Raw genomic sequence first — 24,742 nt, forward strand, 5'->3', positions numbered from 1 at the left:
TCCATTTCAATTCTCCTCAGAATATTCTTGTGTGTAATACTCGACACCTTCTGGGTCCTCGATAATTCTTAATCCTACCTTTTCAAACTCTAACTTAATATTTTCGTCAAGAGTTATATAGTATTTAGAACCATCTGTCTTAATCGTGGCGTCTTTATAAACTTTATTAAATTGTTGGGTAAGTGGAATATTTTCTTTTTCAAGAACTTTATCAATACTGCTTTTTCTGTGACTCTTTCCCCACTGAACATGACTACTAATCCTTATTCCCTCTTCTGATAAAACAATGATTTGATTAGACTTATTTATAAACCCTGAGTTTTCAAAATCTGAGACATATGCTTTTAATTCATCATTCTTGGAACTATCAGTACAAGCAACTAAAAGAAAAGCTGAGAAAAACATTAACATTATCTTTTTCATCACAATTCCTCCCTCTAAAATATATACAGATTAAAAAACGGAAAGGTTTCAAAAAATTATGAATTATATGAAATATGTTCTCCAACTAAGAATTATTGTTAAATTTGAAAACTTTCAGAAATACCGCTTATTCAACTAAACTGCTGCTTTAGTTCAATAAGAAAAAAAGGCTTTACTCCTTCTTGAAGTAAAGCACCCGTTAGTTTAAGTACACCACCTTCACATACTCTGTAAATTAAGGGAGTCATTCACCATTTGTATATCTATTATCTCCCATCATATGGTTAGAACTTTCTCCTGGTTTTGCATTTGAATTAATTGGGTTCTGATTATTGTTATTAATTTTCTTATTTCTCCTGTCAACTAGGAAAGCAAAGGCGATAATAATAAAAAGTATAATAAGAATTATTAACCAAATCATATTTACCACTCCTTTATTTACACATTTTCATCAATAAGAACAATATTGGGAAGCTATTCGAACTACTGAATTAAGTAAAATATATTTTCAACAGATGCATCCAATAACGCTTCTTTTAAATCATAAAGTTTAATGACTGTAATATATTTTTCATTATTTACTTCAACAACATATAATCTTATATCCTGAAAGTAGGAACCGAAATAAGAAATAATATGTTTTTCTATATTCTCCGTCCATTTAATAAAAGGAGTAAATATGGAATTAGCTGGTGTACCGTATTTATTCCACAAAAGAGAAGATTTAATTATTAACTGTGAAATGTACAAATCAGGAATCTTCATCTCGTCACTTTCAAAGACAAGCTTTTTCTCCTGAGCAAGTCCGAAAGCAGGACTTCTTTTTACTAGTATTTCTTGGTGGTTAACAAAATGGATAATATGAGTATATGCATCATCCAAAAGATTGTTTTGGTAATAAAAATCAAATTGAACTAAGACTGATTCTTTCAAGTTAAATAACTCTAATGAGAAGTTTTCATCTTCTTGTTTTGTTAAATGTACTTCCTCAAAAATCCCATTGAAATAATTAATATCAACATCATTTACAAGATCTTTTCCGATAAAGTAGTTTATACAAAAATGTTTGTTTTCATCGTAATTATATTTCTGTTGTATAAATAATTCGATTAAATCATTTAGCAATAAAGGCTTATATTTTTTGGATATCATTTATCTACCTCTTTACCAAAAACATAATTAATATCTTTATGCACCATAAAATTTCCCATTACATCGAAATGAAAATACCATAATAATCTCTCCCGAATACTGGTTTTCTAAAGTAATATTCTCTATCCAATCAAAAAGTCCTTCTTAAACTAAACTGCTTCGTTAGTTCAACAAGAAAAATTGCTTTACTCCTTCTTGAAGTAAAGCACCCGTTAGCCATCCATGCAGACCCAAAAAGCTGCACCACAGAGGATGAAAATTGTTGCAGAGTGGGTATAGATTAGTATGGCTGGCGAAGAAGGTCGATGAACTATGGTGCCATAGAGCCCATCCGTTAGTCTGACTCCAACGACCACGGTGCATCACAGACTGTCGCACTCTATACGAGTAGCACTCATGGGAGATTAATCCTACTCTGGTTATTGCACCAGCCTGCCTTTATTCTTACCAGAATGGAGCTGATTCTTGATTTACCTTTTAATTTAATATAAACATTCTGAAGGCTCAGCATTTTTTTAAAAAAGCAATTTCTGGGTTTCTTTTGTTATGCAATTTTATAGATTTTGTACATTTTTTAATTTTCATGGGAGTTTAAGTGAGACGATTCACAAACTTGCTCATTATAAATATTAATTGTGTACAGGTTCTTTTTTAATAAATTTTTAATTATTTGCTTTAATACCTCTGGTTCCCGTAAGTCCTCATTCTCAAATTTTACAAGGTCATTCACCTTAATCCACTTACTGTCTGAAATTTCATCTTCTTCGAGGTTTATAGTACCTCCAGTAATTTCACCAATAAAATGAAATAGAATAACTTGATTATTTGTACTACTGATAAAATTATATACACCAGTGGTCCCAATCAGTTTTATGTCCAAGCCTGTTTCTTCTTTTACTTCCCTCCGAGCGGAACAGAGAATGTCCTCACCATATTCAATACGTCCACTCGGAAAATTCCACTTTTCAACAGCGGAAGGTTTATTCTCTTTTATAATCAAGACTTCAGCTTCATTAAAGATTGTTACGCTTGCTACTAAAATGATTCCATCTTGCGACATCCATTTTTCCTCCTATTTAATAAACCTATTTATTGTGATTGTCCCAGTTTTGCAATCGCACATTTTAAATAAAAATAGGAGTTATCGAATCGACATCTCCTTATTCAATATCATCCGAAGAAGTTAATTTTAGAAATTCCTCCGAATCTTTCACACATATTTCCATTCCTTTTTCCCAGAATTCCTCCAAAGTAATATCTTCTCCTAAATGTTTCATAACCAAATCTTCTGCGGTCGTACTTCCTGAATCACGAAGTAAGTTCAGATAGTCCTTTTCAAACTCTTTTCCTTTCTCCTTTGCCTTTGCATAGATACCTAAAGCAAATAAATAACCAAAAGTATATGGGAAATTATAAAAAGGAGATTGCGTAATATAATAATGTGGTGTCCATACCCAAGAGTATGTGGAAGGCTGTTCTAGTGAACCATCATACGCTTCATGTATTGCATCTCCCATTAACTGAGTTAGACGATCTGATGAAACAATCCCTTCTTTACGTTCTTCATAAAATCTCTGCTCGAATAAAAATCTTGAATGAATATTCATAAAGTTCATGACACTACGTTTTAATTTTTCATCCAATATAATCAACTTATCTTCTTTTGACTTTGCCTTTTTCATAGCAGCATCAAAAACAATCATTTCTGAAAAGGTTGAAGCAGTTTCCGCAATGCTCATTGGATAACGTTTATTCACCCCATTAACAGACTTCATAGCATAATTATGGAAAGCATGACCCAATTCATGAACAAGAGTTAACACATTCAAAAAAGTACCTCCAAATGTCATGAAAACTCTTGATTCACCAGTAAGCGGAAAACCAGCACAAAACGGAACAGCGGACTTATTGGCACGGTCTTCGGCTTCTATCCATGCTTCATGAAAAGCTTGTTTAACAAAACTTTCTAATTCGGTTCCAAACTGACTAAAATGTTCCGTAATTAATTCAGCCGCTTCGTCGTATTGTATCTTTTGATTACTATTGGTAAATGGAGCCCAAAAGTTATAAGCTTTCATGCTAGAATCACCCATAATTTCAGCTTTTCGATTCAAGTAATCCGAGAAAGGTTTTTTATATTTACTAATCACTGACCACATAGCATTCATTGTTTCTTCCTTCATTCTGTTCTCTTTCAAAGGTATTTCTAATACACTTTTTACTCCAGACTTTTTATGTACTTGTAAACGGAATCCAGCAATGTGATTTAATATTTTTGCAAATAGTTCTTCTTTTTCTTCCCATATAGATTCTAAAGCATTATGAGACTCCTTACGCACTACCTCATTAGGATGAGCTCGTAAGTTAATTGCTTGTCCTACTGATAGATTCTTTTCTTCTCCATCAACTTGTACATTTACGTTAATGTTACTTATTAGTGCATTATAAAAATGACCCCATGCATGATAGCCATCAGCCTTTAAGTCAGATATTAAATTTTGCTCTTCATCTGATAGATGCTTATCTGTATTTTCACGCCACTCGTTTAAAATAAATCTATAATCTTCTAATTCTTTAGTTTCAACAAGACTTTCCCATATATCCTGCTTTATATTTGCTAACCCTATTTTCACCTTTGATAATTCTTTTTCAAAATGGGATTCTAATTGAGCTACTTTTCCTCGCAAAGTTGCTGCATCTTGATCCTTTGTGTTTTGTGCAAGAAGACAAGTGATAAACGAATTAGCTTGTGACAAGTTCACACGAATTTCCCCAATAAATTCGACTAATTTTACCAAGTTCGTTACTTCATTTGTTTTTACTGGATCATTAAATGATTTATCACATCTTTCAAAATCATATATCAGAGATTCCAATCGCTTAACATAATCTAGAAATTGAACTGAGTTGCTTCCACCTAAAAAAATCTTATCTAGATTCCATACTTTTTGATAAACCATTTTCTCCATAACTTTCCTCCAAGAATAATGTATTTTGCTCACTATCGAACACATATTCTTATTATAGCAAATTTTCCGAATGTTAGAGGTAAATAATTTCTTCTTACTACAAATACTAATAGATTAGTATCTATGGCAGCTACATACCCTTTTTACTTTCTTTTTTAGTTATCTCTTTAAATGAATACGTTATATTTCTTGTTCAACTAAACTGCACCTTTAGTTCAAGATGAAAGAACGCTTTACTCCTTCCTGAAGTAAAGCACCCGTTTAGTGGAAGAAGTTACTTTAGAATACTCCCCTTTTCTTTGTATTCATCATAAGCCCCTGTCCAATGGTAAGGTTGAACTTCTGATAATGATTTAAAAGTTAGTTCTTGAACAGGCAATGTAACTGCAACTTTTACATTAGGACCCCAATAAAACAACCTTTCTTGACATATCCCACAGGGAGAAAGGACTTTGAATTTAGATTTCTCGTCGTCGCGGACTACACAAAGTGAGTGTGTCACTTTTTTATTCAATTTATGAGCTTCTAAGATAGCACCTGTTTCCATACATACGACAGTTGAATCGTTTATAACATCGGGAGCTACACTGGTATGTATAGACCCATCTTCTAAAGCAATCGCCGCAGCTCCACCCCAACCAACGGGATATCTCTTTTTTATAAGTTCAATAACTGATTCGTATAACTTTTGTTCTATTTTCAACCAAATTCCTCCCAATAGTCTAAACAGGTTATTCGTACCTCTTACCGTTGATAAAAAGTTCATCGTTTTCATAAGCGATTCGGTCAATACCAATAATACGTTTGATATAATTAGCACCTTCTTTTGCTTCAAATACAATCACATTAATTCTTCACATTGCATAGAATAATAAGTGCTTCCAATTAAGGAGGTGAACAATTATTTTAGAAAACAAAGAAATAAAAAAATTCGTAATAAAAGCATTTACATTGATCTTTGAAACAATTCTTCGCTTCATTATTTCTTAAGTAGAAATAGCCAATTCCTGATTGATAGGGTTGGTTATGAGTTAACAAAAGTAAACTATTAATATATCCAATATTAAATACCCTTTTTAATAGTTTAGTAATAACCACTCAATCGGTTGTATTGATTGGCAAAGGACATTTTATAATTAAATTGATAATAATACATAAGCTACACCAATCATGTATTTTACTAAAATCGTTCAATAAAAGTTGGACTGGATTAAAAATATCAATAACGTCCCAATTCACAGTAAGTAGACAAATACTTAATTTTCATTGGAATTATAGCAACTGCTTCTCTTGTTTCCATGTATCTCTTCCTTTACTTGATCCTCCGATGAGATTCAAACGCCATTTATGATGCTTTACAAGGTGGTTAAGCTTATCAGGGTCAACTATTTACACATCAAGCAACATACCTTTAGACGTAAGGTTTGCTTTGAATGCTTATTCATTTTGAATACCAATTATAGCGCAGATATACCATGAAGGATTGAGTCATTTTTCTATTAGATACTAAATTCAAAAAAACGCTAACCTAAAAAAACATCCAAAAGGATGTTTTTTACTCATGATTATTTTGCACATTTCTCACATTACAACAATAGCATTGGACGGTTTACGATGCTCATTGCCTTTGAAGCAATCTTTTTTGTTACTATGGGCTGGTCAGTGTTCAAGCACTAATCAGTCTTTTTTTAATATATCCTTCTTTTGATTCCATTATACATCTAATGGACTTTTTTAAGCGGAGAGCATCGTCAAAAGTGGAATGTCTACTTCACTTACACAATGGGTAATGCATGGAAGCCAATTTCATTCACTTATTTATATTTTACGGTATTCTTATCAACCACTTGAAATTGAGTACCATAGATCGCAATAAGGGAGCTTTTTTCATTCTAAAAGGACATTCTTTGCATAGTAATTTTTAAAAAGTTGTCTCACGCTAAGTGACGGAATCTCACACTACGGGAAAAATCCCGAACTGTTGTTTCAAGAACTTTTCGGGTCCCACGTCATATATATCGTTTTTTAGATCGATAGCAACTGCTTCTCTTGTTTCTTGGTCTCGATGTATCTTTTCCTTTACTGATCCCCTGGTGAGGTTTAAACACCTGGTAAATGTCCATTGGAATAAGCTAACCCGAATAAGAGAGACAATAAAAAACACCTTCCAACTAGCACACTTGCTAAGTACTTAAATCGGTGGGTGTATTTATTAGGTATTCTAGTGAAACTAAAAGGTCTGTTGTGAAAACTTTTTAAATCACACACAAAGTGTTTGGGAACATGTTTGCCTGTGTTGGTTTAAATATATGTCTAAAATCAATGGTTCAGCGATACCACTTTTTGAATTACTTCGGGTCAAATTTATCTTTAGGTAGATCTTCACCACTAATATTTTTATGTTAAAAATTAATTACTGTATATCCTGGAATTCTAAAAGTGATAGTCTCAAAACCATAAGGAGGTAAAATAGCTCTTTCATAAGATACTACTTGGACCGTCATATCGAAATTATCTTCAGCTTCATTTTTTGTAACCTTTGTTATTCTTGGTAAAAAAAATGATCTTGATTCTCCATAATTGTCTTTAATAGCCATATTTATTTCTTTCGACATGGTTCTTAGAAAGGCTTCCTCAATAGTAATTCCTGACTTTTCCCATTTTCCTCATTTAATGTCGCATAACCATTTAAATTAAGAGAAGTACTAAAGCATAATGTCAACAAGAAGAAAAGTATAATTTTTTTCAACATCTAAATAAACCCCTTTTTTATAAGCTTATTTTGACCTAAGTTATATTTTTTATGTACGTGCGATTCTGTCGACTATATACATAGATATTTACTTTGAATTCATATTCATCTTGTATATCAAGTTTAGTGCAATATGTATTTCCTATCTCTTCTCTTCATCAAGCTTTGAATATTTGAATAATTATTGTCTACGATGATATACCAAGACACTATAATCATTCTTCTGTTTGTTATTTGTCATGGTAAAAATATTCTTTACATATTCACTACAAATATCATCCGTAATGTGTTTTAAGGGTTTATAATCGAATTGAATATTTTTAAATATCATAGCGATATTTGTTCGTTTAATCTCACTGTCGCCAAGCATGTTGCTCAATTTTACTTGTAGTGCCAAACTTTGATTCGTGTGGCGCCTAACATGTTGACCGAAACACCCTCCATTGCCAAACATTGAAATGGTGTTTCTTCTTCTACTTTTAGAAAATTATGTCTCGCCAAACTACTTGAAACAGACCCTAGATATACCAAGGGTTTTAAGCTTCGGTCGTGCCAAGCAGTTGAACAAAATGCCAAGCATGTTGACGAAATGCCAAGCATGGTGAAAAACAACAGAGGTTACCCCTAGATCGATAAGACGATAAAGAGATCCCACACCGTCCTTTGCATGAATAGTTGAAACAACAAGATGGCCTGTGAGCGCTGCTTGAATTGCTGCTTTAGCTGTGGACTCGTCTCTAATTTCTCCTATCATAATAACGTCTGGTGAGTGGCGTAATATAGCCTTTAGACCAGTCGAATAAGTCACTCCAGACCGTTCATTCACTTGAATTTGAAGTAAATGGGACTGGCTATTCTCGACTGGGTCTTCTAACGAAATGACATGTCGATTTAAATTTTCTGAACAATATTTGGTGAGTGAATACATAGTGGTGGATTTTCCAGAGCCTGTAGGACCTACAAATAAGATCAAACCTTGACGATTATTGGCAAGTTCTACAATTTTTTCTGTTGCATCTCTAAACAGAGAGAGGGAATGAATAATTTTAGCGTTGTCATGTTGTTGGAGACGAATTACCATACTTTCCTTGCTAAAAATGGAGGGAAGTGTAGACACACGAAATGAGAATTTATGAGAGTTAAATACTTGTTGAAAGGAACCGCTTTGTGGCTTTCTTTTTTCGCTGATATCAAGAGAGGAGAGAAACTTGAAGAATGAGATGATGCGTTCTCCAATGTTCAATGGTAGCTTACCCGCTTCAAACATTTGAGAATTCTTTTTAAAAAAATAAGTATAACTATCTTCGTTAGGAATCATGTGTAAATCGGAAGCACCGAATTTATGAGCTTTTCTAAGTAGTCGAAAGCATTTTTCTTCAATAACATTTTCTACTTGTTGCATAATTTTCCTTTCCCCAGATACAAGTTGTGACCGCAAAACAGCTTGTACCGATTATTATACTGGCTTACATCTAAAATTGGAAGTAGTTTTTTAAATTTTCTGTTATATTATAATTATTTTATTATTCTTATGTGATTGATTATAATAATAACTAATAGAAGAAAGAAGGTAATTGTGTGCCAAATACTTTACAGCTAACTAATGCTTTAGCGGACGAAACTAGGTATTCAATTTATTTGTATATTGTTAAGCAAGTACAATCAGTAAATGTGCAGCAAATTGCAGATCGATTCGGCATACACCCTAATGTTGCAAGATTACATTTAACCAAGCTAAATGAAACTAAATTAATTACCTCGGAGTTACTGTACAACAAAAAAGGCGGTAGACCTGCGCGTATATATACCGTTGCAGATCAACCTATTCAATTAAGTTTTCCAAAACAAGAAAATCAGTTGTTACTAGGCTGGTTATTAGAGTTAGTGGAAACAGTGGGTACAGAAGCGCTCGAAAAAGCCAAAAATATTAGTTATACTTCGGGATACGATTCTATGCAACCGGCCAAAATAAACGATCAAAGCTTCGACCAAAAAATAGAACTACTATCTGCTGCTGCTCTCGCTGTAGGATATATCCCAAACATCGAAAAAAAAGACGATAAACAAATTATTACATTCTCTATTTTTAATTGCCCTTTTAAAGGTCAACTAACTAATCATCCCCATATAATTTGCAGTATTCACGAATCATTTTTAAAAGGCCAGTTTAATGCTTTGTTCCCAAATAACGAATTTATTCAGCTTGAAAGTAAACAAAAACAATGTAGCAATTGCGTATATCAAATAGAAGTCCTATAATGAAAGCATAGATAATACATATTTGTGACAATAGAGAGTATAATGTGTAAAGAAAACTAATAATCAGTTTACATGTACGATCACTTTCATTTATAATAAATATGAGAATTATTTGTATGGTTGTAAAAGGAGGGACTACAAATGGGCAATATGTATAAAGTAATGGCTTTCTGGACAGGGATTTTTGCAGTTATGTTTTATTTAGGTGATATGACAGAAGCTTCTTTACTATTTTTAGCAAATACGGGATTATTCCTTCTTTTAGGGTTTTTAAACCTTTCGGAACGTATGTATATGTACATCTTCGGAGCTTACTTAATGTTCTTCTTCGCAGGTTTTACATATTACACGACATTCATGCACGTACCAGGTGCGGGACATTAATAATTGTTCACCAAAAAGCAGCTCACTTCAATGAGCTGCTTTTTGTGTATTTTCTCCAATTAAAAGGGTAAAACTATGTGAACCTTTTAAAAACCATTTAAGAACGGATTCGATTCCATTTCTGTTTCAATAGTAGTGGATGAACCGTGTCCTGGATAAACTAGAGTGGTTTCAGGTAATGTAAGCAGTTTTGTATGAATAGCCTTCAAAAGTTCGGATTCATTACCCCCTGGAAGGTCTGTCCGACCGATACTATTTTGAAAAAGCGTATCCCCCACAATTGCAAAGTCATCTTCTTTAAAATAATACGTTAAACTACCTGGCGAATGCCCGGGAGTATGTATTAACTTCATATGAAAATCACCAATTTTTAACTCTGACTCCTTATTCAACAATACATCTGCCTCTTTACAAATAATAGATGGGATTTCTGCATATTTGGCTGAACCATTTTTAACAGGATCCACTAACCACTTTTTCTCAGAAGTATGGATATACACCGGGATGTTAAAACTATCTCTCACTTGGTCTACGGCTCCAATATGATCAAAATGTGCATGGGTTAATATAATCGCCAACGGGTTCATCTTTAATCGATGAAGCTCACTAATTAACTTGTCTCCTTCTCCCCCCGGATCAAAAATTAAGCATTGTTTCGTAGCATTTGAAACAATATAACAATTTGTTTGAATATAACCTAACGGATAAGTTCTGATATTACAAGTAGCCATTCTATCACTCTTTTCATTGTTTTATTATATTGTACAGATATTTTTCTTTAAAGACCACTCTATAAATGTGTGGTCTTTCTTCCTATTATATAGTGTTATTTTTGATAACACATATTCCCTACCACAACAACCAATTCTCCAAATTAAAATAATGGCCACTATTATTATCCTGTGGACGTCCCTCTACCTCTTCTAACCAATTATATAACTTAACAGGTTTACTCACACGTGGTTGTTCCTCCACAGTTGAAGAAGTGGATGTCTTCTTATCGGAACGTTCCACCGACTTACTATAAGCTCCTACGAATGCACTTCTTAATGTATTAGTAATCGTTAATGTTCCATCTGCAATATCACTAATTAGCTTGAAAATAACATTCTTCGCTTTAATGAAATCAGATACATCATTTAGATCAGTTGCTAATACTGCTTTATGCAGCTGATCTTTTAATTCATCTTTCATTGGCAAGCTATTCATGAAATCAAATAACATCACCTGGTACTCATTCATATACGCTTTTTTGTTTTCAGCTTGCAATGCTATTTCTTTTGAAATGCTATATATATTTTTTGCTTGTTTAGAACTTAAAAGATTAAAAGATTTAATGCTTAGCTCTTCAAATAGTGGAGGGCAAGCCACGTCGTTACTAGATTCAACTACCTCTACCCGTTGTGTCAAATTCGATGTGTCATCATAAGGTAAAATTTTATAAATGCTTGCTCCTTTGATTCCGTTTAACTTAGTTTGAGTTACTTTTTCGATAATCTTCAACGAGATCAACTTCTTAATTCCTCTCATTACTGTGCTACGAGAAGTATTAGTTTTATCGGCAATTGTTTCTGCTTTTAAATGTGAAGCGCCAGGATACATTAATGAACGTCCAGCAATCATGAAAACAATGGCACGTTCAGATGTAGTTAAATCTAATCTGTATTTATCAATATGCTTTTTTACATTTGAATCCATAACCTCCACAGATTTGAATGTAGAATGTTCTTGTAAATATTCGAATGCCATTGTTTTCACCACACCTTCATTATTTATTCCTTAAATTCATATTATATGATTTAAATTAATAATACAACTATTTTATGAATTTAATTCATATTTTATTTGAATTTGTGATATAATATCTTTAATAAGAATAATTAAGGAGTGAGAGGATGGAATTAACAAAGGAAATAAAGAAGTTATTAGTGGACAAGGAAATTAACGCTACACAACTAGCAGAAAAAATTGGTATGACTCAATCAAACCTATCTAAGAAAATGGCTAGTGGTACATACTCCGTTGCTGATTTAGAAAAGATAGCTGAAGCATTGGATATGCAAATAGAAATTCTATTTAAAAAAACAGATAACTAATTAAAGTTGTCTGTTTTTTGTTATGTACTTTCAATTACAAATCTACTAAGATGAGTAATGAAGGGAGAGAATAAGTATATGAAAAATAAAATAATTTTTAGTGCCGCTGTCATTAGTATGTTGCTACTTGGCGCATGTGGTGATGATGAAAAAACAACCAAAGAAACAGAAGAAGCCACTCCAGTTAATACAAGTGTAGAGGAAAAAGAAACTACTGAAAAAACCACTAGTGATGTTTATTTTAAGGATAATGAAGCTAAATTAGTCGACTTAAAAATAAATATTACTGAAACAAAAGTAATTCAACCAGGTGAGCCAGGAAATGAATATAGTGAAAAACCGGTATTCGCTATTTGGTACGATACAACAAATTTAAGTGACAAAGATATTGACCCAATGACTGCATGGTTCGCTGTATTCACAGTTATCCAAGATAATAATCCTAATTCTATAAACGAATTAGAAGTAGGTTCGCTTCCAGATGAAGCTTTTTTAGACTCTCAAATGGAATCTATAAAAAAGGATGGTACTGTTAAGAATGCAATGGCATATGAATTAGATGACTTAGAAACACCTGTCACATTAGTTGCTAATCAAGATATTGGCGGCGACGAATTAGGCAGACAAGATTTCAATATAAAATAAAAACAACCACCTTCCATTAATCTGGTTGGTGGTTTTATACTAATATTAAGTTCGTTCAATTACCTTCATGTCTTTAATATGAATAATATTAATTGCAACTTCTTCTTCTGTCATAATCATACGTGCGCCATTTATATCAATGGGCTTTAAACTCCGTACATCTGAATTAGTTTCAAAATCATACCTTTGTCCGTTATAAAAAGTAATTTTGACTTCATATTTTTTCACTTAACTCCCCCCTTTGAGTATCTATTCGATAGGGGTAAGGAAAGTCCTTCTATTTAATCCATTATAGTTACATCTACTATTTCATCTAGTTTCAATTGTAGTAAATAAAATGGGTCTTCTAGTTCAATTACTCTTCTTTGTAAGTCTACGCTTTCTACAATCCCTCTCTTGTAAAAAAATGCACCATCTCTCCACAATTTCACCTTAGTATCAGCTTTACTTTTAATGGCCATATCTAAAGTATGTTGTATGGCATCATAATCCCACTCGTCTAATTCTGGTTTAGGTTCTTTTTTAATTTCCTGGTTATATTCTTTCAACATCGTTACATGCTCCGTTAACATCATGCCTTGCCATTTCATCATACCGCGATCTCTAATCAAATTTAACCCTCCTATTCTTTATGGCCACCAACCATTTTCGACCGTTTAACTGCAGTACCGGCAGGAGTGTAAGAAACTGCTCTTAATAGTGCAGCAGATCCATATCGATTTCGAATGTTATCCATTGCTGTAGCTAATTTTCGTATTTTCCAATTCTCCTTTTCGAAAAAGTTAAGCTGCATCGAGTGTTCATCTTCCAACTTTGTTATGGAAATGGATATTTGTCTCACAGGATTTCTATTATAATTTTCTTTTAGTAAATCTAAGCAAACGTTATAGATTTTCATGGTATCGTTCGTAGCTTCATGTACTGTTCTAGACCGTTGAAATCCTCCACCAAAAGCATCTTTGCTATAGCCAATTCCTAATGAAATAGTTCTAGCTGCTTGGAATGTATCTCTTGCTCTTTTTGTTACATCCTCACACATCTCTAAAATGACTGCTTTTACATCTTCGATTTTTGTATAGTCTCTCATGAGGATTTGGCTTTTGCCGAAGCTGATTTGACGGTCCTCTATAGGTGAACCCATATCAGACAAATCAATTCCGTGTGCATGATGAAATAATTGATTACCCATAACACCGAATTTTTCTTCTAATATTTCCAAAGGTGTCCTAGCTATCTGACCGATACTAAAAATCCCCATATTATTTAATGTTTTTTCAGTACCTCTACCAATTCCCCACATTTCTGTTAACGGAGTTACTGGCCATAGTTTTGTTTGAACATCTTCATATGTCCATTTAGCAAAACCTGTTTTCTTTGCATCTAGGTCTAGTGCTAATTTTGCCATTAACATATTTGGACCCATTCCTGCAGTTGAATGCAATTGTAAGGTTTCTAATATTTCTTTTTGTATTTCTTTAATAGTGCGTTCTGGAGGACCCCAAAGTTTTTCAGTACCTGTAAGGTCAATAAATGATTCATCCACGCTGTATACATGAACAGCTTCTGGAGGAACATATTTGTGGAGGATATTAGTAACTGCCATCGACATATCAAGAAAGTATTGCATCTTAGGTTCGAAAATTTTTATATCAGGATGGTTTGGTATTTCATACAAGCGAGTACCAGTCTTAACTCGAAAACGTTTTTTCATTGCAGGAGATGCAGCTAATACTACAGAACCCTTTTGTTCTAGATTCCCCACAACAGCAATTGGAACAGTTCGAACATCTAGGTCGTGTAATACTGCAATACAGGACGCATAAAAACTCATCATATCGATACAAGCAATTGAACGGTTAGGTAGTACGCTGTAATCAATCATCGGATTATTTGTATCGTTCTTGGTCGCATATCAATGAAATCAATATAACCTTTTCTTCTTAACCTATCCAAATGACCATGGACGGTGGATGTGGAAGTTAGACCAACAGCATAAGCAATCTCTCTTATGGTTGGGGAATAACTGTGTTCGGCTAAATAGTATTTTATATACTCATAAATTTCTGTTTGACGATTACCCATTAGACAACATCCCTTTCTTTTTGTATTACTGGAACAAATGCGAGTATATTCTCTATTTTAAAGGTTCTTTTTGTATTTCTTAAGAAGCAATAAGCTTTAAAGGTATTGCCCTCCACACTTAATACTTTTACCTTTCGCTTGCTGATTTCACCATTGTTATTCATGTAAATCATTTCGACTATTTGATTAAGCTGCATGGACTTCAAAATATTTATACGCACATCTGTTCCCTCCTTCTTTTGTTTAGTATACGAACAATCGTTCTATTTTACAACAAGTAAATTTTTCTAATTTCATTCACATCACCTATGTATTGTAATTTTTCTAATTGGAAATAATATATGTTGAGGTGGATGAAGCATTATGAAAACCGTGAAACCAATGCTTTTAAAGTATCAAGATAAGGTTAGTTCAGAAGAAGGTTGGATTTATGAACCTAAATACGATGGAATAAGGCTCTTAGTAGGTAATAACTTCTCGTATACACGTCATGGCACAATTACAACAAATCGATTCCCGGAACTTAAATTTTCAGGTCCTGATGTGTTATTCGATGGTGAGCTAATAGCACCTGGCACTGTAGCACCTGATGATTTCGAAGGGGTTATGTCGCGTTTTAGTGGAAATAAAGAACAAGAAGTAATGTTCATGGCATTTGATATTATTACCTATAAAAATGAATCGGTTACAAGGTATCCTCTCGAAGAAAGAAAGGGAATTCTAACAGAGGCTATATCAAATATTGATGTACCACATATTAATTTAGTACCTTACATATACACCGAAGGCGAATCGGTATTTAATTTAATGAAAGAAAATAAAATGGAGGGCATCGTCGCTAAACGTTTAAAAACACCGTATCTAACAGGTAAACGTTCAGAAAATTGGAGGAAAATTATTAATTGGAGTTATCATGATTGTATTGTTTCGAAGGTTACTTTTAGTCCATTAAATGTTCAGCTAAGAAGTGTGGAAGGAAATTATGTTGGGAGTGTTTCAATCGGATTTACTAAGGAAGTTAGAGAAGAGTTATATACAAGAACTCCTCCTTATAACTGTAAAGTTAAAGCAAGAGGATGGACTAGTAAGGGTATGTTACGAATACCTCTAATAATTTCTATAGAATAAAAAAGCCCCACTCAAATTAATGAGCAGGGCTGTATCATTATTTACTATTTAATTTTGCAAGCATGGCTTTAGATGGTGTTTCATATTTAACGAATCCATCTATCTTAGTAACCCACAGACCGCCACCAACGTTATATTGACCTCTATGATCTTCACGGTAACGATATACACGATATTCTTCATCTGGATTTAGAACGCGAACCATTTGAAGTTTACCATTCGGACCATCTTGCCATAAGTTAATTCGTTTCAGAATAGTAACTTTGCCTATTTGACCTGGCTTTAATTCTGTTTTACCCCACATGATTTTATCATTGGAAACTCCTTCAACTGCTTTAAGTGGAAGAAATACAGGTCTATGTCCAGCCTTTAACTGAGCAATTGTTAAACCTTTGTTGTACTGCAAATGAGGATAGTCCTTAAAACTAGTCCAATCTCCACCCCATTCAAAACCCATTGTTTTAGCAATAGCTGCAACACGTTTCCATTTATCGTTGACCGTCCACAATGATTTATTGCCATCATCACTTACTAAAAAATAATCGATAGCTAGTCCATAATTGTGGATGGACGTTCCTGGAGGTGCATTAGACACGATACTACCTTTTGAACCGTATACTTTACCATTCCAAATATAATTCGGTCTACCTTGTCCATATATATAGGCTTGGTCCTCATTCGAACGGAATCCAGATGATATTTGTACGAAAATACCCTCATTGTAACAACGCTTAATTAACTCAATTGTATATTCCTTCAATGAAGGATGAACAGTACCAAGGCGATTGACTGAACGTCTGATTAGTTCATCAAGTGATACCGTCATCTACTTCAACCCATTTCTTTTTAACACGTTTTCTTGTGCTTTTGCTTTTTTTGTTACAAGGTATTGATTCTTATATATCCCATAAAAAACTAGAACCAGGGGGATAAATGCAATTAGCACACCGATAAACGCTTCAATAGTCACTTCATTAAACCAAGCTATTTCACGATCTACTGAACGGAAAAATAAAAGTAGTGCTCCAAGGACACCACCAACCATTGCTACATATTGTTTTAATTTATCTGTTGTCATTATAAATTCCTCCTATTTTAATAAAAATTCTGTTACAAAGTAATAAAGCAGTCCACCAGATGAAAGTAGCCCCAACAAAGCACCGCTTATCTTCATAGTGATTGTAGCTACAGTGTTCCATTTAAGCATTTTAAATTCATGATTTTGAGTGGATCTAGTGCTTTGAATCCCCATAGCTTTTTCTAAAAGAACATACAATTTTTCTGTTTGTTTTTCCGTTTGTTCCCTCATTACATTTCGTGTCTCTGTTGCTGTTGTGTGAATTGTGTTCTCAAAAATAATGAACTGTTCTTCTAACTTTGTTATTCGTTTTCCGTCAATTTCTCTGGCCGTTTCTAAAACAAATATTCTGTCATCATGGTTATTTAATTGTTCACCTTGTTTTTTTACGGTTTCAAACATAGACGAGTTGCCTCCTTCTGGCATCCTCTCACCCCTTTTTACTAAATAAAAAGAGCACCCTTATGGATGCCCTAAATTAATTGTTCTTTTTTTGTTTATTATAACTAAGATACATCTGCCTTATTTGTTCCATCTCATTTAGTAATGAATTCAAATCTTGATTTGTGGCTTTTTCAATTTCTAGATATTCATTTATTTTAGTGTAAGTCGCAAGATACATATCAAATGGATACAAGTTGGCAGGAGAACCAGTTTCATCCGAAAGCTTTATAGCTGTGTTTGTTCTAAATTCGTATTCCTTATAAGAGGTGTCCAATACAAAGCGTCTAAACTCTTCTTTCTGGTTTAGCTTCAACATATCTATAGAATGTTTGTTGTTTTGTTTATTTGACCATATCGTTCCTATTAGACCGAGAATAGAACCACTTAAACCAATTATTAAACCGATTATTAAATCCCAATTCAAAATTAACCCCTCCCTCTTTCATCCACTATTCGACAAAAGATAAAGGGATTCCTTCCCCACTCTCATTTTTAGTTTTTACATTGCTGGTGCTGTTGCTAATCTAATTCTTTTAATATTTGCCCTTTGAATTATAATATCGCCAATAATGATAAACGAACCGTTAGCAGTATTGGTTTTAGTGGAGATTTCGTTAGCATCGAAGTTTTCTATATCCGTTAGATAGATATCTCCATCTTTTGTATGGACTTCGTAATCTCCAGTTAACTCACCTTCCGGAATGACTATTTTAAATAAATCCTTTGATAAGACTTCTCCACCTAAAGGCAATGTTAATAATGCGTTATTATTCAATTGTTTACAAAAGTCCTCTAAATCAGGGCCACCTTCTATGTTAATTACAGAACCGTCATAAGTGAGTATGTTGAAATTCATATATTTAAATTCCTCCTATTATTTAGTTGCGAAATTTGCAGCTACCCACGCTTGTGTAGCTACTGGTGAACCTTGTATTTGTAAATATGAAGCATTTAATGTTGCGTTTACAGTTACATTCGTATTGAACTGACTAATTCCACCTTCTACACGGAATCCCGCTTGCGCCACAAGTTGTGAGTTAGGTACATACACACCATAATTGCTATTTGTACGAAGACTCATTGAACCGTTCGAAACAATTCCTAATCCAGCTGCATCAATTGACTGAATCATATGGGAACCAGCAACAGCTGTCATAGTGAGTGTTGAACCTGTTCCGCGCCCTACAACAAAAGCTGAACTATAAACATTACTACCATCAATTATGGTAGAACCGGGTGTGCTTAAATTCGATACAGTCACCAAGCCTTGTAGAATTAAATTCTGTGCCATTTGGCTAATTGCAGATGGTGTTTGTACAATTTTAGATGTAATGGTTTGTCCATTAAAATCATATTGACTGACCTTAGATTCTATTTGACCAGCTTGAATGCTTATAGATGATTCAGCACCTTGCATACGAGAATCTAAGTTGGTTACTTTTAAACTAATTTCACTAGCCTTAACATTAATAGCAGCCACTTCATTTGTAATACGATTATTTACTGAAATACTTATGTTGTCCGCTTTAAGTTCTAATGCTGCAATCGATACATCCACTTGTTCGGCATTCAGTTGAATCAATTCATTTGTCTGTAAAAACTTAGTTCGATATTCTTTCCGATTCTCATCAATTTCAACTTTTTGATTAACCAATAAATCAGCATTTTTACGAGGTAATGTTGTACCTAATACGACAGATGAAGTTACAAATTTATTACCTCTTAGAATAGTCTTTTTGGATAACACTCGAGTTTGATATTCAATCCCCATTACGTCATCGATTAACCATACTCGCTCTCCAAGTTCTTTATTAGTAAGCTCTACAGCATCTAATTCGAAATAGGCTTCTGGATAATCAACAAGCTCGCTTTTCAATCTCTCTAGCATTGTGGAGTACTCGGTAATATCCTCATCAGTGATTGGATCAGCAACAATTACTCCGTACTTTTCAGCATTTGGAGAAGTATAAGTTACAACCAATCCATTTGCACCATGACCGGTTATTTGTGTACGCATCTTACTCCAGTCAACACTTTCAACCAACGATTTAATGTTATGCCCTCTTCGATATTGAGCATCGTTATCAGGTCCAATTTTCGGAGCAAAGTGAACATGTTTATTCGGCATGATTTTCATTTCACATTCAAACGCATATAAGAGAGCATCTTTTAAAACAATGACGTTATTCTCACCAAAGTTTGGAATTAATCGATAACCAGGTACACTACTTGAAAATGTCCATCCAGTACCTTGAAAAATAAAAGAAGCAAACTCATTAAGTGTATGAGTACCACCGTATATCGTTTCTTGTCGGTGTCCAACTAAATCATAGAATGTTGAAATAGCAGTAACATCTTTCTTATTGCTGTTTTTCTTTAACTGAGCTAATCGAAATTCGTAGCCTTCCACAGTGAAAATAGGTCTTTCATCAATAAGACTATGACCTCGGTTATTCTCCACAGAAAAAGAAGTAAACTTCACCACTAGGGATCCGTTCACTTCTTCGTCCATTTCAAAGCCTTGTATTTGATTGAGCATTTCTGTTTGATTATTTTCTGTGACGGTTAACACATAACATCACCTACTTTCATAATAAAAAAGAGTTGGCACTCTTTTATGACACATTAGGTTCCAACAAATAGAGAATACCTATTAAGATATCCTCTAATGTTATTTATTTATTTTTGAATTAGTTTTTTTAATTCTTCTATTTCATTTTCCAATGAATCTAATCGATCTTCTTGATCAAGTAAATCATTAAGTTTTTTTCCATTTACATACACGTCGCCATTTAGATATATTCCGCCGTGGTTATCAATAGATACTAATTCTTTAGTATTATCCTGAGAAACGACTCTTAATCCACCTTCTCCAGCACGAAGGGACAACCAATTTTGTTTATCTTCTAATCCATCCCAACGTAAACCACCATAAATTTCTCCTGATTTGCCCTCGTTATACACTATTCCAGTTCCAACTTGTTCTGATTTTAATTGCATTGCACCTTCAGTAAATAAAGATTTTCTAAAGTCTAAGCCTATTTTCGCTTTATCGAAATCAGCTACTATCAATCTTCCGTATTCAGCCATACTATTTTTAAAATACATACCACTTTCAAATAACCCTCTTCTATCTTCTGTGTCTCTTTCAGTATCTTCTGAGGCTACCCAAATTGCGTGTGAGTTAGGATTTCCAAATCCAACAACTTGCAGCCCAGTTTTAGCTTTATTTGGGTAAACGCCAGGTTTCCCTCCATTTAAAACATCTATTTCAAGTCCTACTAACTGCGCATCATAATCTTCTGGATTGTAGTTTAAATTTACACCTTCAGGTATATATTTTTGGAATTCAGGAGTCAAATATCCTAGATAGCCTGAGCGAGCACTTAAAAATCCTCCCCAAGCGTTCGACCCATTTACAACAGCACTCGCATCTCCCCAAAAAGAAATAGCATTAGTGCCTTCAGAAAAGTTAGTTACTTCACTTAAAACATTTTGATAATGGTTGTGAGTACCGTCATAATTCTCGGGTGTCTGTTGAGTTAGATTATGTTGATTAACAATATCACCTTTATAATTAGTAAATTCAGCATCAGGAGTTATTACGTCAGAAAAAACAATATTCTTTCTTAAAGCCGTATTTAGTCCTCCGTATTGATGCCAAATACCATCTGCTCTAGGACTTTCTCCTCTAATATATTCTAGCCCATCTTTATCTACGTCTATTGTTTGTGCCTCGGCACTTGTAGATAAAAGTACTAAAAATGATAGTGATATACCTAGTAAAAACGTTTTAGTTTTTCTCAAAATTAATCCATCCCTTCGTTGAATGTGCTACAAATGTTATTTTAAACATAATAGTGATATATATCTATATTATTATTAATAATTCTAAAAGTAATCTTGTTTCAATACTATTAATTCAATTTGTTCTATGAGATTTACTTATTATTAACTATTGATATAATAAACTATAGTTTAAAAAGGAGGTTATTCTAATTAAAAGTAAAAACATTACATATTTACCTGCACTTGATCACATTCGCGCATATGCTGCGTTATTAATTATTTTATATCATACGCTCAACAACATTTCCTACCAAATACTTTATGAAAAGCCATTCGATTTCGATCATTGGATTTACACGGAAAATCCTATCCATGCATTCATTATCGAAGGGCATACAGCAGTCGCGCTTTTCATGGTATTAAGTGGCTTCATCTTTACTTATGGTGCGATGGGACGACAAATAAACTATTTGGGTTTTGTTAGAAATCGTTTCTTACGAATTTATCCCTTATTTATCTTTCTAATAATTGTAGGAATAAGCGTCTATCCTCAAAACTTTTCATTTAGTTCATTACTTCAAACAGTTTTAGGGTTTTCTAATGTACAAGGTGCTCTTAACTTAGGACCCTTTTCGGCAATGTTTTGGGCAATTTCTGTTGAATTCCAATTTTATTTGATATTTCCATTTCTATTGAAACTAATGGAAACGGATTATAAAAAGATTTTTTATCTTTTAGGTCTAGCAATCATATTCCGAATTTCAGGTTATTTACTAGATGGTAATATACGAGAGATATCATATTGGACTATTTTAGGTCGTATCGACCAATTCATTCTTGGTATGCTTGCAGCTAAATGGTTTAAAGAACTAAATGAAAAAAGAGATAAACTATTTAAATTTATCTTTATCCCAAACATATTATTAATTGTCATTGCGATGTTCGTCTTTAACAAACTTGGTGGATGGGTAGCCGTAGAACCTTGGAAAATCATTTGGCCAACAATTGAAGGTCTACTCTGGTCAGTGTTTATTGTTTCTTATGTGTTGATTTTCAATAAATACACTAATCTTCTTTCAAAATTCATTGCGAAAATAGGAGAATTGTCGTTTTCGATGTACCTAATACACTTTGTTATCATTCAAATAATAATAAATAAAGGTTTATTCATCGTGCTAGATATTAGCCCTTTTAAAAATGCTATTCTGAACTCAGTCGTTATTGTAGTACCTATTACAATTTTAATATCATTGATAACATACAATTTGATTGAAAAGCCATTTTTAAAACTACGAGTGAAATACTTAAAATAAACTTCAAGAGACTCCTAATAGAGTCTCTTTTCTATTACTGTTTACGCTGTAATAGACTAATTGTTCTATTCGTCATTTCTGAGTTATATCTAGACATATCTTTAATGTAGAACTGTTTAACTTTTAATGGACTAGAATCATTATAAGTAATATCCCCATCTTCCAGTACTTCGATACCAATCTCTTTAAAGCTATATAGATTATCCCCATCTCTTAAGTAGTTGTTAAGATACATAAATATAGCTGCGCAGAATAGGTTCCGTTCCTTTCCGTATAATGACTCTAGTGCTGGTACATCTAACGGTGCTTCGATATATGCAATTTCGTCCGTTATGTTAGCCGTTAAAGAAAAAGTTATGAATTTTTTCATATTATCGCTTAAATTTTCGTAAAGTATACGTTGATCTTCTATTCTCCAATAAGTAGCTCTACCATAATCATTGTGCCAAAGACCACCATCGAAGCAAGGTAGCCAATATATATCTAAACCACTTTGCATCACTCGCACAAATGCGTGCCTGTCTAATTCTACGTTGTATTCTGTGAAGTCAGGGTTACTAGCTTCACCTGCGAATACAAAAATTCGACCTGCTTTTTCGTGCATTAGTTGAGGGTTTCTGTTGTACGCTGCGGCTACATCTCGTAAACTGCCTACACATACAATATCAACTTTTTCATCTGATTCAGCTAAATTATTTAATATAGCACGAACTCCTTCTTGATACTGTTCCGGTTGGTTAATACCATCATCATTTATATTCGTTAAAGCATCAGCCAATCCTATCGAAGTAGAGATGTGAGAACCTGTAATGTGCTGCATTTGATTTATTACTTTTTGTCCATCTGAAATAACTTGCCTGTCTCCATCGTCAAGAATAATGTGTTTTATATCTATTTCATCATTAATATGCAAGGAAAAAATAGCCGCTAAGTCAATAGTATCGTCGGGGTCTTGCGGTGCATGGAATAAGTCCGTCAAATAAATAACAGACCTCTTACCCTTTCAAGTCGGGTGAGAGTCACCAAGGAAATTAATTTCTAGGAACGTTTTTGATAAATTACCATCGACTTCGACAATTCCTCCACTATCTTGAAATAAAGCAATACCGATAGTATCATTTACATTTACTTTTACTATTTTAGTAAGAGATAAATAAGTTTGTACCGTAATTGCAGCGTCCCTAGCTTCTTCAAAAATGATACTACCGTTGTAAACTACGCCAAAGAACCTATGACCTGTGCCGTTTTGAGCGAATGCTACTCGAACATTCATCATATATGTTCCCGCTCTTTTGAATTTAACGTTTCCATTAATGTCAATTTCGCTGAAGTCTGCGCCTGTGCTTGCGATTTCGCGATAGGTGAATGGAAGGGTTGTACCTGAACCGTTAGCTATAGGTAGGCTTAATCCTTCACGGTGATACAATTCAAACTGTGAACCTTCGGCAATGTGCGCTGTAACTTCATCGTCTAATGCTTGCAACTCTAATGTTGTCGCTATGCCCTCGACTGGACCAGTTTGACCGTTGACGCTTGATACAGGGCCGTTAGCGATTATACTTGCAACTTCGTCACCTTTAGCTTTTGCATAGTCCCCTTGTGTTGTAGCATATGTTGCTGCAGAATTGGCTAGGTCGGCATTTTCGTCCGCTAAAGTTGCTTTTTCGTTTGCATTAATTGCAGCGGTATTTGCTAAGTTTGCTTTAGTATTTGCGTTTGTAGCCGCAGTATTGGCTAGAGATGCTTTATCGTTAGCATTAGTTGTGGCAGTATTAGCATCTATTGTAGCTTGTTTAGTTGCATCTAATATCGCAGGACCTTCACCTAGCACTAATTCAATTAGTGTTTGCTCATTTGTGGAAGGAATATAACCAGTACCAGGATCTTTCAATACTTTATAAGTAAACGGCATTGTTGTTACTCGACCATCCACATCATAAATTTGAATTGTTGCGTCTACCTTCCCTACCTTTGATATTTCAGTAGAACCTAATGCAAATGTAATTTGATTAGTTCCAGTTACAGTTCCTAAAGTCATAACCGATTGTTTATCTGGTCGCTCGCTTACTAATGTTGAAGTAGAAACTCCTGATAAATCAAATTCCAGTCCATCATCGTATACATTTAGAATGAATGTAACTTCATCATTTTGAGTAACTGTAGGTTCATTAATAATACTTTTATGTTTAAAATCCACATCAAGTGTGAACGTATTTTGTAATGGCATT

The 24,742-nt window shown here is 33.8% G+C and carries 32 protein-coding genes; 6 read left to right on the forward strand and 26 right to left on the reverse strand.

Annotated features, from left to right (window positions below; genetic code table 11):
- Window positions 1–6: 6 nt before the first annotated feature.
- The 10 genes from MHI40_RS10610 to comGA form a co-directional block, all read right to left on the reverse strand.
- Window positions 7–423, reverse strand: a complete 417-nt coding sequence (locus MHI40_RS10610) for a hypothetical protein (RefSeq protein ID WP_340762600.1) — start codon at window positions 421–423, stop codon at window positions 7–9.
- A gap of 244 nt (window positions 424–667) precedes the next feature.
- The gene (locus MHI40_RS10615) at window positions 668–844 is read right to left on the reverse strand and encodes a hypothetical protein (protein WP_340762601.1); all 177 of its coding nucleotides are present in this window, start codon (window positions 842–844) and stop codon (window positions 668–670) included.
- Window positions 845–906: 62 nt separating this feature from the next.
- Window positions 907–1,575: a hypothetical protein gene (locus MHI40_RS10620; RefSeq protein WP_340762602.1), complete on the reverse strand. Its 669-nt coding sequence runs from the start codon at window positions 1,573–1,575 to the stop codon at window positions 907–909.
- A 574-nt stretch (window positions 1,576–2,149) separates the two neighbouring features.
- On the reverse strand, window positions 2,150–2,635 hold the full coding sequence (locus MHI40_RS10625) for an NUDIX hydrolase (RefSeq protein WP_340762603.1): 486 nt from the start codon (window positions 2,633–2,635) through the stop codon (window positions 2,150–2,152).
- A gap of 100 nt (window positions 2,636–2,735) precedes the next feature.
- Entirely contained in the window at window positions 2,736–4,544 is a 1,809-nt protein-coding gene (locus MHI40_RS10630) for a M3 family oligoendopeptidase (RefSeq protein ID WP_340762604.1), read from the reverse strand.
- A gap of 274 nt (window positions 4,545–4,818) precedes the next feature.
- Window positions 4,819–5,247, reverse strand: coding sequence for a cytidine deaminase (locus tag MHI40_RS10635; protein WP_340762605.1), 429 nt, complete (start codon window positions 5,245–5,247; stop codon window positions 4,819–4,821).
- Between the two features lie 28 nt (window positions 5,248–5,275).
- Window positions 5,276–5,389: a S26 family signal peptidase gene (locus MHI40_RS10640; protein ID WP_340762606.1), complete on the reverse strand. Its 114-nt coding sequence runs from the start codon at window positions 5,387–5,389 to the stop codon at window positions 5,276–5,278.
- Between the two features lie 1,557 nt (window positions 5,390–6,946).
- Window positions 6,947–7,159 (reverse strand): DUF3888 domain-containing protein, encoded by a 213-nt coding sequence (locus tag MHI40_RS10645; protein ID WP_340762607.1) that lies wholly within the window; start codon window positions 7,157–7,159, stop codon window positions 6,947–6,949.
- A 5-nt stretch (window positions 7,160–7,164) separates the two neighbouring features.
- Window positions 7,165–7,296, reverse strand: a complete 132-nt coding sequence (locus tag MHI40_RS10650) for a hypothetical protein (RefSeq protein WP_340762608.1) — start codon at window positions 7,294–7,296, stop codon at window positions 7,165–7,167.
- Window positions 7,297–7,798: 502 nt separating this feature from the next.
- Complete coding sequence (gene comGA / locus MHI40_RS10655) at window positions 7,799–8,698, reverse strand: competence type IV pilus ATPase ComGA (RefSeq protein WP_340762609.1); 900 nt, start codon at window positions 8,696–8,698, stop codon at window positions 7,799–7,801.
- A gap of 176 nt (window positions 8,699–8,874) precedes the next feature.
- Between comGA and MHI40_RS10660 the strand changes: the two genes are divergently transcribed.
- Together MHI40_RS10660 and MHI40_RS10665 are read left to right on the forward strand one after the other, a co-directional pair.
- Complete coding sequence (locus MHI40_RS10660; RefSeq protein ID WP_340762610.1) at window positions 8,875–9,555, forward strand: helix-turn-helix transcriptional regulator; 681 nt, start codon at window positions 8,875–8,877, stop codon at window positions 9,553–9,555.
- A gap of 141 nt (window positions 9,556–9,696) precedes the next feature.
- Window positions 9,697–9,939, forward strand: coding sequence for a DUF2626 family protein (locus MHI40_RS10665; protein ID WP_090563733.1), 243 nt, complete (start codon window positions 9,697–9,699; stop codon window positions 9,937–9,939).
- A gap of 86 nt (window positions 9,940–10,025) precedes the next feature.
- Here the strand turns inward: MHI40_RS10665 and MHI40_RS10670 are convergent, their stop codons facing one another.
- Window positions 10,026–10,670: an MBL fold metallo-hydrolase gene (locus MHI40_RS10670; protein WP_340762611.1), complete on the reverse strand. Its 645-nt coding sequence runs from the start codon at window positions 10,668–10,670 to the stop codon at window positions 10,026–10,028.
- A 118-nt stretch (window positions 10,671–10,788) separates the two neighbouring features.
- Window positions 10,789–11,688 (reverse strand): helix-turn-helix domain-containing protein, encoded by a 900-nt coding sequence (locus tag MHI40_RS10675; protein ID WP_340762612.1) that lies wholly within the window; start codon window positions 11,686–11,688, stop codon window positions 10,789–10,791.
- Window positions 11,689–11,834: 146 nt separating this feature from the next.
- Here MHI40_RS10675 and MHI40_RS10680 point away from each other — a divergent pair, with 146 nt between their 5' ends.
- The gene (locus MHI40_RS10680; RefSeq protein ID WP_340762613.1) at window positions 11,835–12,035 is read left to right on the forward strand and encodes a helix-turn-helix domain-containing protein; all 201 of its coding nucleotides are present in this window, start codon (window positions 11,835–11,837) and stop codon (window positions 12,033–12,035) included.
- Window positions 12,036–12,113: 78 nt separating this feature from the next.
- Window positions 12,114–12,680, forward strand: a complete 567-nt coding sequence (locus MHI40_RS10685; RefSeq protein ID WP_340762614.1) for a DUF5067 domain-containing protein — start codon at window positions 12,114–12,116, stop codon at window positions 12,678–12,680.
- A gap of 45 nt (window positions 12,681–12,725) precedes the next feature.
- On the opposite strand, the gene MHI40_RS10690 is transcribed toward MHI40_RS10685, so the two are convergent.
- Genes MHI40_RS10690 through MHI40_RS10710 form a run of 5 tightly spaced genes read right to left on the reverse strand, consistent with a single transcriptional unit; the run spans window position 12,726 to window position 14,983 of the window.
- A complete protein-coding gene (locus tag MHI40_RS10690) occupies window positions 12,726–12,908 on the reverse strand; it encodes a hypothetical protein (RefSeq protein WP_340762615.1) in 183 nt (60 codons plus the stop codon).
- 53 nt (window positions 12,909–12,961) lie between these two features.
- Window positions 12,962–13,291: a YolD-like family protein gene (locus MHI40_RS10695; protein ID WP_340762616.1), complete on the reverse strand. Its 330-nt coding sequence runs from the start codon at window positions 13,289–13,291 to the stop codon at window positions 12,962–12,964.
- Between the two features lie 11 nt (window positions 13,292–13,302).
- Window positions 13,303–14,562, reverse strand: a complete 1,260-nt coding sequence (locus MHI40_RS10700; protein WP_340762617.1) for a Y-family DNA polymerase — start codon at window positions 14,560–14,562, stop codon at window positions 13,303–13,305.
- The gene (locus MHI40_RS10705) at window positions 14,559–14,762 is read right to left on the reverse strand and encodes a LexA family protein (RefSeq protein WP_340762618.1); all 204 of its coding nucleotides are present in this window, start codon (window positions 14,760–14,762) and stop codon (window positions 14,559–14,561) included. Before MHI40_RS10705 ends, MHI40_RS10700 begins: the two co-directional genes overlap by 4 nt.
- Window positions 14,762–14,983: a transcriptional regulator gene (locus tag MHI40_RS10710; RefSeq protein ID WP_340762619.1), complete on the reverse strand. Its 222-nt coding sequence runs from the start codon at window positions 14,981–14,983 to the stop codon at window positions 14,762–14,764. The genes MHI40_RS10705 and MHI40_RS10710 overlap by 1 nt, the downstream gene beginning before the upstream one ends.
- Before the next feature lie 142 nt (window positions 14,984–15,125).
- On the opposite strand from MHI40_RS10710, the gene MHI40_RS10715 reads away from it, so the two are divergent.
- Entirely contained in the window at window positions 15,126–15,890 is a 765-nt protein-coding gene (locus MHI40_RS10715; RefSeq protein ID WP_340762620.1) for an ATP-dependent DNA ligase, read from the forward strand.
- 37 nt (window positions 15,891–15,927) lie between these two features.
- On the opposite strand, the gene MHI40_RS10720 is transcribed toward MHI40_RS10715, so the two are convergent.
- The 7 genes from MHI40_RS10720 to MHI40_RS10750 form a co-directional block, all read right to left on the reverse strand.
- Window positions 15,928–16,716, reverse strand: coding sequence for a M15 family metallopeptidase (locus MHI40_RS10720; RefSeq protein ID WP_340762621.1), 789 nt, complete (start codon window positions 16,714–16,716; stop codon window positions 15,928–15,930).
- The gene (locus MHI40_RS10725; RefSeq protein WP_340762622.1) at window positions 16,717–16,968 is read right to left on the reverse strand and encodes a phage holin; all 252 of its coding nucleotides are present in this window, start codon (window positions 16,966–16,968) and stop codon (window positions 16,717–16,719) included.
- Window positions 16,969–16,980: 12 nt separating this feature from the next.
- Window positions 16,981–17,370, reverse strand: a complete 390-nt coding sequence (locus MHI40_RS10730; RefSeq protein WP_340762623.1) for a hypothetical protein — start codon at window positions 17,368–17,370, stop codon at window positions 16,981–16,983.
- A 76-nt stretch (window positions 17,371–17,446) separates the two neighbouring features.
- On the reverse strand, window positions 17,447–17,836 hold the full coding sequence (locus MHI40_RS10735; RefSeq protein WP_340762624.1) for a hypothetical protein: 390 nt from the start codon (window positions 17,834–17,836) through the stop codon (window positions 17,447–17,449).
- 75 nt (window positions 17,837–17,911) lie between these two features.
- Window positions 17,912–18,268: a hypothetical protein gene (locus MHI40_RS10740; RefSeq protein ID WP_340762625.1), complete on the reverse strand. Its 357-nt coding sequence runs from the start codon at window positions 18,266–18,268 to the stop codon at window positions 17,912–17,914.
- A gap of 18 nt (window positions 18,269–18,286) precedes the next feature.
- Window positions 18,287–19,984, reverse strand: coding sequence for a phage tail protein (locus tag MHI40_RS10745; protein WP_340762626.1), 1,698 nt, complete (start codon window positions 19,982–19,984; stop codon window positions 18,287–18,289).
- Between the two features lie 107 nt (window positions 19,985–20,091).
- Window positions 20,092–21,219 carry a hypothetical protein gene (locus MHI40_RS10750; protein WP_340762627.1) on the reverse strand — a complete coding sequence of 376 codons (1,128 nt, stop codon included), beginning with the start codon at window positions 21,217–21,219 and terminating at the stop codon, window positions 20,092–20,094.
- A 206-nt stretch (window positions 21,220–21,425) separates the two neighbouring features.
- On the opposite strand from MHI40_RS10750, the gene MHI40_RS10755 reads away from it, so the two are divergent.
- Window positions 21,426–22,514 carry an acyltransferase family protein gene (locus tag MHI40_RS10755; protein ID WP_340764475.1) on the forward strand — a complete coding sequence of 363 codons (1,089 nt, stop codon included), beginning with the start codon at window positions 21,426–21,428 and terminating at the stop codon, window positions 22,512–22,514.
- 34 nt (window positions 22,515–22,548) lie between these two features.
- Here MHI40_RS10755 and MHI40_RS10760 read toward each other — a convergent pair whose 3' ends face one another.
- Window positions 22,549–23,493, reverse strand: coding sequence for a nucleoside hydrolase (locus MHI40_RS10760; RefSeq protein WP_340762628.1), 945 nt, complete (start codon window positions 23,491–23,493; stop codon window positions 22,549–22,551).
- Window positions 23,494–23,517: 24 nt separating this feature from the next.
- Window positions 23,518–24,741, reverse strand: a complete 1,224-nt coding sequence (locus tag MHI40_RS10765) for a hypothetical protein (protein WP_340762629.1) — start codon at window positions 24,739–24,741, stop codon at window positions 23,518–23,520.
- Between the last annotated feature and the right edge of the window lies 1 nt (window position 24,742).

This window comes from Psychrobacillus sp. FSL H8-0510 (assembly GCF_038008345.1).
Lineage (GTDB): Bacteria > Bacillota > Bacilli > Bacillales_A > Planococcaceae > Psychrobacillus > Psychrobacillus psychrotolerans.